This window comes from Cohnella soli (assembly GCF_042655525.1).
GTDB classification, from domain to species: domain Bacteria; phylum Bacillota; class Bacilli; order Paenibacillales; family Paenibacillaceae; genus Cohnella; species Cohnella soli.
The window spans coordinates 23539-38817 of sequence record NZ_JBHSMI010000008.1; the positions used below are offsets into that span (position 1 = coordinate 23539).

General features: G+C 56.8%; 14 protein-coding genes. 13 read left to right on the top strand and 1 reads right to left on the bottom strand.

What is annotated here, in order from left to right:
• The first annotated feature begins 26 nt into the window (after positions 1-26).
• The 11 genes from coaBC (at position 27) to spoVM (ending at position 12578) form a co-directional block, all read left to right on the top strand.
• Positions 27-1304 (top strand): bifunctional phosphopantothenoylcysteine decarboxylase/phosphopantothenate--cysteine ligase CoaBC, encoded by a 1278-nt coding sequence (gene coaBC / locus ACFPOF_RS03810; protein WP_378129777.1) that lies wholly within the window; start codon positions 27-29, stop codon positions 1302-1304.
• Entirely contained in the window at positions 1301-3805 is a 2505-nt protein-coding gene (gene priA, locus ACFPOF_RS03815) for a primosomal protein N' (RefSeq protein WP_378129779.1), read from the top strand. Before coaBC ends, priA begins: the two co-directional genes overlap by 4 nt.
• A 15-nt stretch (positions 3806-3820) precedes the next feature.
• Positions 3821-4324 carry a peptide deformylase gene (gene def / locus ACFPOF_RS03820; protein ID WP_378129781.1) on the top strand — a complete coding sequence of 168 codons (504 nt, stop codon included), beginning with the start codon at positions 3821-3823 and terminating at the stop codon, positions 4322-4324.
• Complete coding sequence (fmt, locus tag ACFPOF_RS03825; protein WP_378129782.1) at positions 4321-5283, top strand: methionyl-tRNA formyltransferase; 963 nt, start codon at positions 4321-4323, stop codon at positions 5281-5283. The genes def and fmt overlap by 4 nt, the downstream gene beginning before the upstream one ends.
• Before the next feature lie 63 nt (positions 5284-5346).
• Positions 5347-6744, top strand: a complete 1398-nt coding sequence (rsmB, locus tag ACFPOF_RS03830; protein ID WP_378129783.1) for a 16S rRNA (cytosine(967)-C(5))-methyltransferase RsmB — start codon at positions 5347-5349, stop codon at positions 6742-6744.
• A 160-nt stretch (positions 6745-6904) separates the two neighbouring features.
• Positions 6905-7951 carry a dual-specificity RNA methyltransferase RlmN gene (rlmN, locus tag ACFPOF_RS03835; protein ID WP_378130070.1) on the top strand — a complete coding sequence of 349 codons (1047 nt, stop codon included), beginning with the start codon at positions 6905-6907 and terminating at the stop codon, positions 7949-7951.
• A gap of 5 nt (positions 7952-7956) precedes the next feature.
• Positions 7957-8727, top strand: coding sequence for a Stp1/IreP family PP2C-type Ser/Thr phosphatase (locus tag ACFPOF_RS03840; protein WP_378130072.1), 771 nt, complete (start codon positions 7957-7959; stop codon positions 8725-8727).
• Complete coding sequence (gene pknB / locus ACFPOF_RS03845) at positions 8724-10793, top strand: Stk1 family PASTA domain-containing Ser/Thr kinase (protein WP_378129784.1); 2070 nt, start codon at positions 8724-8726, stop codon at positions 10791-10793. Before ACFPOF_RS03840 ends, pknB begins: the two co-directional genes overlap by 4 nt.
• A gap of 11 nt (positions 10794-10804) precedes the next feature.
• A complete protein-coding gene (rsgA, locus tag ACFPOF_RS03850; RefSeq protein WP_378129785.1) occupies positions 10805-11710 on the top strand; it encodes a ribosome small subunit-dependent GTPase A in 906 nt (301 codons plus the stop codon).
• Between the two features lies 1 nt (position 11711).
• Positions 11712-12356: a ribulose-phosphate 3-epimerase gene (gene rpe, locus ACFPOF_RS03855; protein ID WP_378129786.1), complete on the top strand. Its 645-nt coding sequence runs from the start codon at positions 11712-11714 to the stop codon at positions 12354-12356.
• Positions 12357-12497: 141 nt separating this feature from the next.
• Positions 12498-12578 carry a stage V sporulation protein SpoVM gene (spoVM, locus tag ACFPOF_RS03860; RefSeq protein ID WP_010345573.1) on the top strand — a complete coding sequence of 27 codons (81 nt, stop codon included), beginning with the start codon at positions 12498-12500 and terminating at the stop codon, positions 12576-12578.
• 81 nt (positions 12579-12659) lie between these two features.
• On the opposite strand, the gene rpmB is transcribed toward spoVM, so the two are convergent.
• Positions 12660-12848: a 50S ribosomal protein L28 gene (gene rpmB / locus ACFPOF_RS03865; protein ID WP_378129787.1), complete on the bottom strand. Its 189-nt coding sequence runs from the start codon at positions 12846-12848 to the stop codon at positions 12660-12662.
• A 201-nt stretch (positions 12849-13049) separates the two neighbouring features.
• Between rpmB and ACFPOF_RS03870 the strand changes: the two genes are divergently transcribed.
• Both ACFPOF_RS03870 and ACFPOF_RS03875 read left to right on the top strand, forming a co-directional pair.
• On the top strand, positions 13050-13409 hold the full coding sequence (locus ACFPOF_RS03870) for an Asp23/Gls24 family envelope stress response protein (RefSeq protein WP_209747049.1): 360 nt from the start codon (positions 13050-13052) through the stop codon (positions 13407-13409).
• A 25-nt stretch (positions 13410-13434) separates the two neighbouring features.
• Positions 13435-15255 carry a DAK2 domain-containing protein gene (locus ACFPOF_RS03875; protein WP_378129788.1) on the top strand — a complete coding sequence of 607 codons (1821 nt, stop codon included), beginning with the start codon at positions 13435-13437 and terminating at the stop codon, positions 15253-15255.
• Positions 15256-15279 lie beyond the last annotated feature (24 nt).

Here is a 15279-nt window from a genome sequence, read left to right on the forward strand (position 1 = left end):
CAAAAAGCTAGTAGGGAGGAGAACCGATGAACAAGCCGTTACATGGCAAAACGATACTGCTTGGCGTTACCGGGGGAATCGCCGCTTACAAAGCCGCGACGTTGTGCAGTCGGCTCGTCGGACTCGGCGCAAACGTACGCGTCATGATGACGAAAGGGGCAACGCAATTCATTACGCCTCTTACGCTGCAGACGCTAACCCGTCACCCGGTCGCAACCGACGTGTTCGACGAACGTGATGCTTCGATCGTGCAGCATATCGATTGGGCGGACGCGGCTGATCTCGCGGTCGTCGCACCGGCGACGGCGAATATGCTGTCGAAGCTCGCGAACGGGCTCGCGGACGATATGGTGAGCACGACGCTGCTCGCCGTAACGGCGCCTCTTCTGATCGCGCCGGCGATGAACGTTCATATGTGGGAACACCCAGCAGTCGTGGACAACGTAAATAAACTGGCGGCGCGGGGGGCAACGTTCGTTGAACCAGGGACGGGTCAGCTCGCATGCGGTTACGTCGGCAAGGGACGATTGGCCGAGCCTGACGAGATCGTCGGCGCGATCGTTGCGATGCTGACCGGACCGAAACCGCTCGCAGGCAAGCGGGTTCTTGTAACGGCGGGCGGTACGGTGGAACGGATCGATCCTGTGCGCTATATTACGAACGACTCTTCGGGCAAGATGGGCTTTGCCATTGCGGAAGCTGCGAGAGACAGAGGAGCTCAAGTGACGCTTGTTGTCGGCAAAGCCGACGTCGAGCCGCCGAACGGCGTCGATGTCGTAGCCGTTCGCTCGGCGCTGGAGATGCGCGAAGCGGTCATGGAACGGTTGCCGGACGTTGATGTTGTCGTGAAGGCGGCAGCGGTTGCGGATTATCGTCCCGCGCGGCAAGCGACAGAGAAAATGAAAAAATCGGCTGAAGCCTTAACGCTTGAACTCGTGCCGAATCCCGATATTTTGCAGGAAATCGGCGAGTGGAAGGCGGCACGGGAAGTTGGCGCTCGCCAGCCATTCATCATCGGTTTCGCCGCCGAGACGACAGATGTGGAGAAACATGCTCTGGACAAGCTAAAGCGCAAAAAGTGCGATCTGATCGTCGCCAACGACGTGACGGCAGAAGGCGCAGGATTCGGCATCGATACGAATGTCGTCAGCGTCTATGGACCTGCAGGGCTCGTCGAGAAACTTCCGTTGCTATCGAAGAAAGATGTCGCGGGCCGTATTCTCGATCTGATTGCGGTAAGTACCCGGCCAACCGGTGGTAACAAGGTAACTTCAGATGCAACAGCCAGCGGAGGCGGGCAATGACCGTTGCCAGAGTGATCGTTGACGTGCCGAGCCGAGATACGGACAGGCCATTCGACTATGCCATTCCTGAGCGACTGCTTGATTGGGTTGAAGTTGGCAGCCGTGTCGCCGTACCGTTCGGACCGCGCAAACTGCAAGGCATCGTCACTGCGCTCGCCGAAGACGCGGACGTAGATCTCGCGAAGCTGAAGCCCCTTGAGGACGTACTTGACGCGTTGCCGCCATTGTCGGCTGAACTCGTCGAATTAGGCGAATGGATGAGCCGCAGATGGCTCTGTCCGTTGACGGTTGCTCTCCAGGCAATGCTGCCGGCGGCGCTTAAAGGCCGCTCGGAGAAATACGTGTCCCTGGCAGCCGGCGTTCAGTGGAGCGAAGAGGAGATCGCCGCAAGCGGCGGTCTCCTGGTTGCGCTTGGCAAAGGCAAACCACTGAAGCTGGATGCGCTGCTCAGGCAATTTCCCGAGCAAGGGGAGAAGCTGAAACGCTGGATTCGCCAAGGATTTCTCGAGGAGAAGCAGCAAGTGGAAGATAAGTCGGCAGGCAAATCTGTCTTGACCGTCTTCCCGGGACCGCCGGAGAAGCTGTTGCAGGCGGCGGAGAGCATACCGGCAAGAGCCGGCAAGCAGCGTGAGTTGCTGCGGTTTCTTACCGTGAGGGGCACGGATTCGGTCGCAGTCGCAAGGTTGATCGAAGAGGCGGAAGTTGCGCTCTCGACGATACGGGCGCTGGAAGAAAAAGGGTTGCTAGAGATCAAGTCCGTAACGGAAGATCGCGATCCCTATGCGGATCGAGCATTTCCGCCGTCAGCGCCGATGACGCTCACGCCGAAGCAGGCGGCGGCGCTTGCGCCGATCCGGAAGGCGATTGACGCCAGGGAAGCCGGCACCTTTCTGCTGCATGGAGTCACAGGCAGCGGCAAGACGGAAGTTTATTTGCAAGCGATCCAGCAGTGTCTCGAGCAAGGCCGCGAAGCGATCGTGCTCGTACCGGAAATTTCGCTGACGCCGCAGATGGTCGAGCGGTTCAAGAGCCGTTTCGGCTCGAAAGTCGCCGTGCTGCACAGCCGTCTTTCCAACGGGGAACGTTACGACGAATGGCGCAAAATCCGCGAAGGCAGAGCACTGGTAGCGGTTGGTGCCAGGTCAGCCATTTTCGCGCCTTTCGCGAGCATCGGGCTGATCGTTATCGACGAAGAACACGAGACGTCGTACAAACAAGAAGAAAGCCCGAAGTATCACGCTCGCGAAGTCGCGATCGAGAGGGCGCGCCAGCATGGCGCCGCCGTTGTGCTCGGATCCGCGACGCCATCGCTCGAGACGTACGAAGCGGCGAAACATGCCGGAGGCGGACGCCGCTCGGGGCTTGGAGACATCGGTTATATCGCGATGCCGGAACGCGTTGCCAACCGACCGCTGCCCGGCGTGCGTATTGTCGACATGCGCGAGGAACTGAAGATGGGCAACCGTGCGATGTTCAGCAGGCCGCTTGCCGACGCAATCCGCGACCGATTGGAGAAGCGCGAGCAGATCGTGCTGCTGCTGAACAGACGAGGGTATGCCACTTTTGTCATGTGCCGGTCGTGCGGCTACACCGCCGCATGTCCGCACTGTGAAATTTCGCTGACGTACCACCGGGGGGCGGCCAATTTGCGCTGTCATTACTGCGGATACTCCGAAGCTGAACCGAAGAAGTGCCCGAGCTGCGACAGCCCTCATATTCGCTTCTTCGGCACCGGTACGCAGAAAGTCGAAGAGGCGCTCGCCGCTGCGTTTCCCGGCATCCGGGTCATCCGTATGGACGTCGACACGACGACGGAGAAAGGCTCTCATGAGCGCTGGTTGACGGAATTTCGCGAGAGGCGCGCCGACGTGTTGCTCGGCACGCAAATGGTGGCGAAGGGGCTCGATTTCCCTTACGTTACGCTTGTCGGCGTTCTCGCCGCAGATGCGGCGCTTCGGTTGCCGGATTTTCGCGCAGCTGAGCGGACATTCCAATTGCTTACGCAAGTAGCGGGAAGAGCGGGCCGTCATGAATTGCCGGGAGAAGTGATTATTCAGGCGTATGAACCGGAGCATGAAGCCATTACTTCCGTACAGGGGCATGATTACGACGGATTTGTTGAGCGCGCGCTTTTGCTGCGCCACCAACTCGGATATCCGCCTTACGGCAGGCTCATCTGCATCACTTTCTCTCACGAGTCGGTGCCGATGTTGTTGTCGGTAGGCGAAAGATTCGCTTCGGCGGCACGCGAGACTGCGGCCGACATGGGCGTCGGGCGATCGTTCGATGGGTCCGGAGGAGATGCGCTTGAGGTGCTCGGACCGGTTTCTTCGCCGATAGCTCGGCTGAAGGATCGCTACCGTTTTCAATGTATGGTAAAATATCGGGGAGAAGTCGACGCGAGTCTCATTGTATCCCGCTCGCTTGCCGGCATGGCCGACGCCGTGAAGAAAGGCGGCGTGCAGGTGAGCGTCGACGTTGATCCGCAAATGATGTTATGAAAGAAGGTTGCCGTTATGACCATTCGGTTGATCGTGAAACACCCCGATCCCGTTCTTCGGGAACGCGCGCAGGAGGTTACGAAGTTTAACGCCAACCTGCACAAGCTGCTAGACGACATGGCCGACACGATGTACGACGCAGACGGCGTCGGATTGGCCGCGCCGCAGGTCGGCATCCTGAAGCGCGTTATCGTTGTGGATGTCGGGGACGAGCATGAGCTTATCGAGCTGGTGAATCCGGTTATTGTCGTCGCGGAAGGCGAACAGCTCGGGCCAGAAGGCTGCCTGAGCATTCCTGGCTTGCAAGGGGACGTTCGCAGGCACAACCGCATCGTGATCCGGGGGCAAGATCGCAACGGCAATCCGATCGAATATGAGGCAACGGAGTTTCTGTCCAGGGCGTTCCAGCATGAAGTGGATCACCTGAACGGCGTTCTCTACATCGATTCTGCGGAATCGGTATATGAAGCGAGAAAAATCGAAGAGCAAGATCAGGATCAGGATGGGGAATCGCAATGAATCGCATAAAAATCGTTTTTATGGGGACGCCGGATTTCGCGGTGTCCTCGCTTGAAGCACTTCTTGAGTGCGGCTATGACGTCGTTGGCGTCGTCACCCAGCCTGACCGTCCGAAAGGCCGCAAGCGGGAACTGGCGCCGACACCGGTAAAAGCTTACGCGCTCTCTCGCGGGCTTCCCGTGCTGCAGCCGGAGAAGCTGCGGGCGCCGGAAGGCGTAGCAGCCGTAACTGCGCTGTCCCCGGATCTGATCGTAACTGCGGCTTACGGGCAAATTTTGCCGAAGTCTGTATTGGACTTGCCTCGACTCGGCTGTATTAATGTACACGGATCGCTCCTTCCGCGATACCGCGGCGGTGCGCCGATCCAGCGTTCGATTATCGATGGAGAGAAGAAAACAGGCGTCACGCTTATGTATATGGCCGAAGGCCTCGATACCGGGGATATGATCTCGACAGTCGAAGTGTCGATCGATGACGAGGATACGGCAGGTACGATGTTTGGGAAGCTGAGCGAGGCGGGAGCGGCTTTGCTTGTCGAGTGGTTGCCGCGTATTGTAGAGGGTACGGCGGGCAGAACCCCGCAAAATAACGACGAGGCGACGTACGCGCCGAACTTGACGCGGGACGATGAGCGGCTTGATTGGCACGAACCTTCCAGGAGGCTGTTCGACCGGATTAGGGGACTGAATCCGATGGCGAGCGGCTTCACGACGCTGAACGGCGAAGTGTTCAAAGTGTGGGGGGCCAAAGCGCCGACGGCAGATGATGCCAAGCTTGGAGCGACTGCTGCGTCTTTACCGCCTGGTACGGTGATCGAAGCGGGAGCTGCTGGCATTCGCGTTCGTACCGGGGACGGCAGCCTACTGCTGACGGAGGTGCAGCCGGCCGGCAAGAAGGCGCTGGCTGCGTCTGAATTCGCCAAAGGTGCCAGACTAACGACGGAAACAAGGCTCGGGTAGCGATCCCGGGCTTTTTTTGAAGGAACAGAAAGTAAATTTGCAAAAATGATAAGGATGCGAATGATGAGTAAACAGAACCGTTTGCCGGGCGGCAAACCGCAAGGAGCCAGAGAAGTTGCGCTCGGCGTGCTGCACGGAGTGGAGACGAGGGGGGCGTACAGCGGACTCGAATTGAATCAGGCGCTGCAAGCTTCCGGCTTGTCAAGACCGGACGCCGCGCTCGCGACCGAAATCGTGTATGGCACGATCCAGCGCTTAAACACGATTGACGAAGCGCTGGCGCGCAGAGTGAAAGGGTGGCCGGGCAAGACGGAGCCCTGGGTAAGAAGTTTGCTTCGCTTGAGCTACTACCAGTTGCGCTGGCTAACGAGAGTACCGGCGCATGCGGTCGTAGACGAAGCGGTCCGTATCGCCAAGAAGAGGGGGCACGCTGGAATCGCCGGTCTTGTCAACGGTGTGCTGCGTGGCCTTCTGCGCGACGGCGTGACAGGAGAACTACCAGCCGGTCTATCGCCGACACAACGAATTTCGCTTGAGCACAGCCATCCTGAATGGCTCGTGTCGCGCTGGATTGCTGAATACGGCGAACAGACGACAGAGCAAATATGCGAAGCGAACAACAACCCGCCTCACGCTTCCGCGCGGACGAACCGGCTGAAAGGGACCCGGGAACAGCTTATAGCCGAATTAAAGGCCGAAGGCACGGCAGCAGAGCAGTCAGCTCTCTCTGCTGACGGCATCGTCGCCGAGAAGGCTGGTAATCTCGTCCATTCGCCGGCGTATCAAGGCGGGCGAATGACAGTGCAGGATGAGAGCTCGATGCTCGTTGCCGCGATCGCCGATCCGCAGCCTGGTATGCGCGTACTCGATTGTTGCGCTGCTCCGGGCGGCAAATCGACGCATCTGGCTGAACGGATGAACGACGAGGGGGAACTCATTGCAAACGATGTTCACCCGCACAAAGAGGCGCTCGTCCGCCAACAAGCGGACAGGCTCGGCCTCAACTGCGTGACAACGATGACTGCAGACGCGCTTGAGTTGCCCGCCAAGCTGGCCGAACAATCGATCGACGTCGTGCTGCTAGACGCCCCATGCTCAGGGCTTGGCGTCATTCGGCGCAAACCGGAGATCAAATGGAACAAGACGCCGGACGACATCGCCAGCCTGGCGGCGCTGCAAGGGAAGCTGCTCGAAGCGGCGGGGTCTCTCGTCAAGACGGGCGGCACGTTAGTCTACAGCACATGCACAATCGCTAAGGAAGAAAACGAGCATATGGTTCGAACGTTTCTGTCCCGAAACCCGTCGTTCGAACTTGACGCGTCGTGGCCGCCGGAATTGCTGAAGACGCTGCGGGAAAGCGGGCATCTGCCAGACGATTTCGCGGGGATGTTGCAGTTGCTGCCGCACATGTTCGGAAGCGACGGCTTCTTCATCGCGCGAATGCGGAGGAAATCGAGTTAAACTTATGGTAAAATAGCAAGAATGGCGGTGAACATGAATGACAAACGAACATAATGAAAATCCGATACAACCGGACCTTGCCGAGCAAACGCAGCAACCGGCGCAGGAAGCCGAGACAAAAGCGATGCGGATGCCGAAGACAAAGTTGCCGGACCCGAATCTGCCTCCTTTTATTTACGACTATACGCTCGAAGATATCCAGCGGTGGGTTAAGGAGCAGGGAGAGCCTGTGTTCCGCGCCGGCCAAATTTTCGACTGGCTGTATGTCAAACGCGTCTCCTCCTTCGAGGAGATGTCCAACTTGTCGAAGTCTTTGCGGGATAAGCTGACTGCAAGTTTCCGTTTCGTGACGTTGACCGAGATCGCGAAATTCGAATCGAAGGACGGAACAGTCAAATTCCTGTTCCAGTTGCAGGACGACCACGCGATCGAGACGGTAATTATGCGTCACAATTACGGAAACAGCGTATGCGTTACGACGCAGGTCGGCTGTCGCGTCGGTTGCACGTTTTGCGCTTCCACGCTTGGCGGGTTGAAGCGCAGCTTAACGGCGGGCGAAATTATCGCGCAAGTCGTCCAATCGCAGAAAATTCTCGATCCATTGAACGAGCGGGTGTCAAGCATCGTTATTATGGGCATCGGCGAGCCTTTCGAGAACTACGAGGCTACGATGCAATTTCTTCGAACGATGATTCATCCGAAAGGGTTGAACATCGGGGCGCGTCATATTACGGTGTCGACGAGCGGCATCGTGCCGAATATGATCAAATTTGCGGACGAAGATACGCAAATTAACCTTGCGATTTCGATCCATGCGCCGAATGATGCGCTGCGTTCGAAATTGATGCCCGTCAACAGGCGTTTTCCTTTCAAAGACGTCATAGATGCGTGCAAATACTACATCGAGAAGACGGGCCGGCGGATTACGTTCGAATACGCCTTGATCGGCGGGGTCAACGATCGTCCTGAGCATGCAGAGGAACTTGGAGAAGTGCTGCAAGGGATGCTGTGCCACGTTAACCTGATTCCGGTCAACTATGTGCCGGAGCGCAACTACGTCAGGACGCCTCGCGACGACATCTTCGAATTCCAACGCGTCCTGCAGAAGAAAAACGTGAACGTTACGATTCGCAGAGAGCAAGGCCATGATATCGCCGCCGCCTGCGGCCAATTGCGGGCGAAGCATATGGAGACTACGACGGGGTGATCGGTGTGAAAACGGTATTGCGTAGTCATGTGGGCAAAGTGAGGCAAGTGAACGAGGATAAGGCGTGGAGCGGCCGATTGGCCGGAGGGCTGACGGTCGCCATCGTGGCGGACGGCATGGGCGGCCATCGCGCCGGCGATGTCGCAAGCGCGATGGCCGTGGACAGCCTAGTCCAGTCGCTGCAAGCGGTCGGTGCGACGCTGACGGTTGCAAGCGGGGCGGAGGCATTACGCGAAATGGTTCGCGAAGCGAACCGCGCCATCTTCGAAACGGCTTCCTTGAACGACCAGTATCATAATATGGGCACTACGGTCGTCGTTGCGCTTCTGGACGGGAGCAGCGGTATTATTGCGCATATCGGCGACAGCAGGGCGTATCGGCTCAGAGCAGGTCGTTTGGAGCAGCTGACGGAAGATCATACGCTCGTCAACGAGTTGACGAAATCGGGGCAGATCAGCGCGGAAGAAGCAGCGAGGCATCCGAGACGTAACGTGTTGACGAGAGCGCTCGGCACGGACCAGGATGTCAAGGCGGACATCGACTCGATCGACTGGCATGCTGGAGACGTGCTTTTGTTATGCAGCGACGGCCTAAGCGGTCTCGTCGAGTCGACCGATATGTCTGCTACGATTGGCGAAACGAACGTACAGCTCGAGCAACGGGCGCAGAAGCTCATCGACCTCGCCATGGCGGCGGGCGGAGACGATAACATAACTGTCGTTCTCGTGACGGACGACGACGGCTGGCCAAGCGCCGCAGGAGGGGAGACGGCATGATCGGACATACGCTTAGCGGACGTTACGAACTGCTGGCCCGCGTCGGCGGAGGCGGCATGGCACTCGTATACAAGGCAAAGGACTTATTGTTGAATCGGTACGTCGCGGTCAAAGTACTGCGGCAGCAATTTACGCACGATGACGACTTCGTCAAGCGGTTCCGTCGCGAAGCTCAGGCGGCCGCATCGTTGTCGCATCCGAACATCGTCAGTATTTACGATGTCGGACAAGTAGAAGATACCCACTATATCGTCATGGAATTCATCGACGGTTCGAACTTAAACGAGATCATTCGCGAGCGGGCGCCGTTGCAACCGACCGAAGCGGTCAGGATCGCCTCGCAAATTTGCGACGCGCTCGAGCACGCTCACCATAACCAGATCATTCATCGGGACATTAAGCCGCACAATATATTGATTGGCAACAACGGACGGGTGAAAGTCACCGATTTCGGCATCGCGCGCGCGGTAACGTCTTCGACGATTACGCAAACGGGATCCGTCATCGGATCGGTTCATTATTTCTCGCCGGAGCATGCCAAAGGCGTGGCTACGGGAGAGAAATCGGATATTTATTCGCTTGGCATCGTGCTGTATCAGATGATGACGGGACGACTGCCGTTTCTCGGGGAAAGCCCGATCAGCGTGGCGCTCAAACATTTGCAAGAGCCGTTCGAACAGCCGCGCAAAGTGAACCCGCATATTCCGCAAAGCCTGGAGAACGTCATCCTCCGCGCGATGCGCAAAAATCCGCAGGAGCGTTACCAATCGGCGAAGGAAATGCTGGATGATCTGGAAACGTGCCTGCAGCCTAACCGACTGAACGAAGCTCCAGCTTTCTACGGCAGCGACATGGACGAAGAGGACATGACGAAAGTCGTTCCCGCCATCCGGCCGGACATGCGCAACGCGAATACGATCGAGGCACCGGCGATCAAATCTTCTTCGAATGTTGAAGATCGCTGGAACTCGGACGGGCTAGGGGAGCGCAAGCGCAAATGGGTCGTCCCGACAGTGCTCGGCGCGCTGGCCGTCATTCTCATCGGCGTTCTGCTGTGGGCGATCTCATCGCTGAAGAACGAGTTCAGTCCGGCGGATGTGCACGTGCCGTCCGTTGTCGGCAAGAAGCTCGATGCCGCGAAAGCCGAGCTGATCGCGGCGGGTTTAACGATCGGCGATCCGATCAAGGAAGAAGCGAGCGCGGATGTGGAAGAGGGCATTGTACTGGCGCAATCGAAGAGCGATGTGGATGTAAAGGAAGGCTCTCCGATTGAGCTGACGGTCAGCACAGGCAAAGCGAAGTCCCAAATGCCGGACGTGTCGAACAAATCGCTGGAGGAAGCGACGCAAATATTGGTCGATCTCGGGGTGAAGAAGGAAAATATCGGCACGAATCCGATCTTCGACGAAAGCGAGCCGGGAACAGTTCTGAATCAGGTGCCGAAGCCGGAAGAGTTGATCGACCCGGAGACGGCTGTCGTCAACTTAACGATCAGCAAAGGCGAGGAAGAGTTCCCGATGCCGGAACTGGTCGGCAAGAAGGAAGCCGAAGCGATCGCGATCATCGGCAAAAACAACTTGAAGTTCGATGCGAAGAAAATCGTTCGCGAGCCGAGTTATTCGCCTAAAGGCGTCGTATTTAAGCAATTCCCGGCAGAGAAGGGCGAAATGGTAACGCGGGATACGGAAGTGACGATCTGGGTTAGCAGCGGCTATCCGGAAGACTCGAAGATACAGCCGCTTAAAGTGACCGTGTCCCCGGCCGTCGAAGGCAAATCGAGCAAAATTCAGATCGTCTATTCCGATGCGACGGGCGACGATATTCAAGGTCCGACGAAGACGATTACGAAAATGACGTCGTTCCCGCTGACGTTGATTCTGTCACCGACAAAAGACGGTAAAATTATGATTTACCGCGACGGTCAGTATTTGCAGACGGAGGATGTGCCCTATTATGTTTCTCCGACGACGCCGACCGAACCCGATATTCCAGCCAGCAGCGATCCCGTCACTCCACCAAGTGAAGGTGATACGTCACCAGGCGACGGTGAAGCCGTGAACCCGTAAGGAGCACATATATGCCAGAAGGTTTGATCGTTAAAGCGTTAAGCGGTTATTATTACGTGCAAGACGATGCCGGCGGCGAGCCAGTACAATGTCGAGGCAGAGGGATATTCAAGAAACGGGGCGAGTCGCCGCTTGTCGGCGACCGCGTCATCTATACGGAAACAGAGAACGGGGAGGGCGCGGTCGAACGAATATTGCCGCGCTCTTCGGAATTGATTCGGCCCCCGGTCGCTAACGCGGATTTGGCCGTTCTAGTTTTCTCGGTCGTGAGGCCGGAGATGAGTTTTGTTCTGCTCGACAAATTTCTCGTTCACGTGGAGCATGCCCGTATGGATGCGCTTATCGTGCTCACGAAAATGGACCGGATACCGGATGGGGAAGAGGGGGAGCGCATTCGTCGTACGGTGGACGAAGCGACGAACTTGTATAACGCCATCGGCTACCGGGTATTGCCGACAAGCGCCCACGAAGGCGAAGGGCTTGATACTTTGCGGGCTCAGCTTGCCGGTCATATCAATATGTTGGCCGGCCAGTCCGGCGTCGGCAAATCATCCCTCGTTAATGCGCTCGTACCGGGCCTTAAGCTCGAGACGAATGAGATTAGCGACAAGCTTGGCCGCGGGAAACATACGACTCGTCACGTCGAGCTCGTTGCGGTGCCTGGCGGCGGTTATATGGCGGATACACCGGGATTCAGCCAGCTTGATTTCGCAGAGCTCGGCATCGACGAGATCGGAAGTTGTTTCCGGGAGTTCCGGGAGCTGGCGAGCTCGTGTAAATTCCGTGGCTGCACGCATACGCACGAACCGCATTGCGCGGTCATACTAGCGTTAGCGCAAGGGCAAGTAGCGCAAAGCCGCTATGACAACTACGTCGCATTTATGACGGAGTGGAAAGAAACGAAACGGAGGTACTGACATGACGATTATCGCACCGTCTATTCTGGCCGCGAACTTCGCGTTTCTCGGGGATGAAGTTCGCAGTATCGAAGCCGCAGGAGCGGATTGGGTACATATCGATATCATGGATAATCATTTCGTTCCGAATTTGACGTTCGGCCCCCCGATCGTCCAGATGATTCGTCCGGTAACGAAATTGTTTTTCGACGCGCATCTGATGGTCGAGAATCCGCAATCGCTGTTCCCGGCACTGGCGGATGCCGGCGTCGACCGGATTACCGTGCATCCTGAAGCTTGCACACATCTTCACCGGACACTGACAGATATTCGCTCGCGGGGGATAAAAGCCGGTGTCGCGCTTAATCCGCATACGCCATTGTCCGTAATCGAGTACGTGCTCGACGAGATTGATCTCGTGCTTATTATGACGATTAATCCGGGCTTCGGCGGGCAATCTTTATTGCCGGCGATGTTGCCTAAGCTTCGTGACCTGAAGGCGATGCTTGATCGCCACGGTCGCGACGATATTTTTATCCAGGTCGACGGCGGCATCAATGCGGAGACGGCCAAACAAGTCAAAGAAGCTGGCGCGAATTCACTAGTAGCAGGGACATACGTATTTGGCCATGAAGACCGTGCAGCGGCAATCGCCTCTCTTCGGTAGAGGCGACGCCGCCGCATTTTTTTTACATCTTCCCCGTCACGAATGGTATAGGACAAAACCGCCTCTGCATATCATGAAACATGAGCGGGCTCGTGAGGTAGGAGCCGGTAATGGTTCAGCCTGTGGAGGGGGGATGGGAAAATGAAGTTTTACACCATCAAGCTGCCGAAGTTTTTGGGTGGCTTCGTCAAAGCGATTCTTAATACGTTCCAAAAAAATTGACGCCTTCTAGGCAACGACACGAAAAAAAGAACCGTCAGGATCCCTGACGGTTTTTCTTCATGGCGATTATGCGATTGTTCCTTATACGCGGGTAACAAGACCGGAACGCAAAGCACGAGTGCTGACGTACACACGCTTCGGCTTGCCGTTCACCAGAATGCGCACCTTTTGTACGTTAACCCCCCAAGAACGGCGGGTAGTGTTATTCGCGTGAGATTTGTTATTGCCGGAACCTGGCTTTTTCCCTGTGATATAACATTTACGAGCCACTAAAATACACCTCCCTGCCACGTCCATACAAATACTTCACTATATTAGCACAGGCGGTTAGCGGATGCAACGGAAAAAGTCGCGTTTGCGCGCCAGATGCCGATAATCGCGCCTTTTGCCTAGAAAACGGCTTCATTCTCCCGTTTTTTTATAGTACAATGAAGTATGGTTTACCATATAGGCATAAAGGAGTGAATTTCCATGCCTCTGCAGCTTGTCTCGGAGAACGGAAAGATTGACGTTGCGGATCAAGTCATCGCGGTAATCGCCGGCTCGGCGGCGCTCGATTGTTATGGATTGGTGGGCATGGCCTCCCGCAAAGGATTAAAGGACGGCATCGCGGAATTGCTTGGCCGCGAGAATCTGTCTAGGGGCGTCGAAGTTCGTCACGAAGGCGAAACCGTCCATTTAGATCTTTACGTCATTGTCAGCTACGGCACGAAAATATCCGAAGTCGCCCATAACATCCAGTCTAAAGTGAAATACGTGCTGGAAGAAGTCGTTGGACTACGGGTCGACGTCGTGAATGTGAACGTTCAGGGCGTTCGAGTGTTAAAGTAGCTTATCTAGGAAGGGGAAAGCATCATTGAGTAAGCGCGTCTTGAACGGTACGGAATGGTCGGCTATGGTAATGGCCGGTGCCGAGCGATTGTCCGGCAACGTGGACAGGGTGAATGCCCTGAACGTATTTCCCGTGCCGGACGGCGATACGGGAACGAACATGAATTTAACGATGACGGCCGGCGTGGCCGAATTAACGAATAAACCGTCGGAGGAAGTCGGCCGCGCGGCCGAAGCGCTCTCCAAAGGGCTGTTGATGGGCGCACGGGGCAACTCGGGGGTTATTTTGTCGCAGTTATTTCGGGGGTTCTCCCGCGCGGTTGCCGGGCAGAAGGAGTTGACCGTCCCGCTGTTCGCAGCGGCGCTCCAACAGGGAGTTGATACCGCTTACAAGGCTGTCGTCAAGCCGGTAGAAGGCACGATATTGACCGTGGCGAGGGAGACGGCGCGACATGGCGTCACGGTGTCTCGGCGTTTCACGGATTTGCCGGATTGGATGGCAGAAGTGTTGGCCAAGGCGCAAGAGACGCTTGCCCGGACGCAGGAAATGCTTCCGGTGCTCAAGCAGGTTGGCGTCGTCGACTCCGGGGGACAAGGGCTCGTCTATATTTACGAAGGCTTTGCCGCTTACTTGAATGGGGGCAGCTTCGAGAAAGAAGACGCCCGTCCTGCGGCACGTCCGGCGGTTCAGACCATGGCGCCTTCACTAGCCAAACCGTCCGCTCCACCAGCCGTAACGCATGCGACTGCCCAATCGAAGATTGCGACTGAAAGCATATCTTTCCCTTACGATATGGAATTTTTCATTCGCCGCGCCTCCGTGACGACGCCGTTCCCGGAACGTTCGTTCCGTCAAGCGCTCGAGAGAGACGGAGATTCGATCATTCTGATCGAAGACGACGATATCGTGAAAGTTCACGTTCATTCCCGCCGTCCGGGCGACGTCTTGAACCACGCGCTGACGCATGGCGCAATTACGCACATCCACATTCTGAACATGCAAGAGCAGCACCGCGAGCTGCTGGCGCAAGCATCGACGACTCGCGAGCCGTTTCCGGCGCCCGTAATGTCGCAGCCAAGCCCGTCGCTTACAGGCAACGTCGACTACGCCTTGCCGGGCGTCGTGAACTTGCCTGCGATTGCGCCATCCCCGGAGAGTGAACCGAACCCGGACGTGCACGAAATGGCCGATTACGGCATCGTTGCTGTAAGCGTAGGCGAAGGCAACGCGCAGCTCTTCCGCAGCTTGGGCGTCGACATCGTCTTGTCGGGCGGCCAAAGCATGAATCCGAGCGCGGAAGATTTGGTCGGGGCGATCACTTCGTTGTCAGCGCATCACATCTTTGTATTGCCGAACAATCCCAACATTGTCATGGCGGCGAAACAAGCGGCAGAGCTGGCCGAGCGTCCCGTCACCGTGCTTTCGACGCGTACGCTGCCGCAAGGGATGGCGGCGATGCTCGCTTTTCAGGAAGACGACAGCGAAGAAACGAATATCGAACGGATGACGAAAGCTTACGAGCGTGTTGTCACTGGCCAAGTGACGCAGGCGGTACGCGACACGGAAATGGACGGCGTCAGCATTCGCCAAGGCGATTATATCGGCATTAAAGATAAGACTATTGTAGCTTCCGAAGCAACCCGCATTGCTTGTTGTCAAGCATTACTGACGTCATTGCTCGTGACGGGCGGAGAAATATTGACAGTGTTGACCGGGGAAGGCTCCGAGGCCGAAGAGACGGAAGCGCTCGAAAGATGGCTTGCGGAGGCGTACCCGGACGCGGAAGTCGAAGTGCACGAAGGCGGGCAACCGCTGTACCCGTATCTGTTCGCGGTCGAGCCGTGACGAATCGATATTATTTTCTACAGA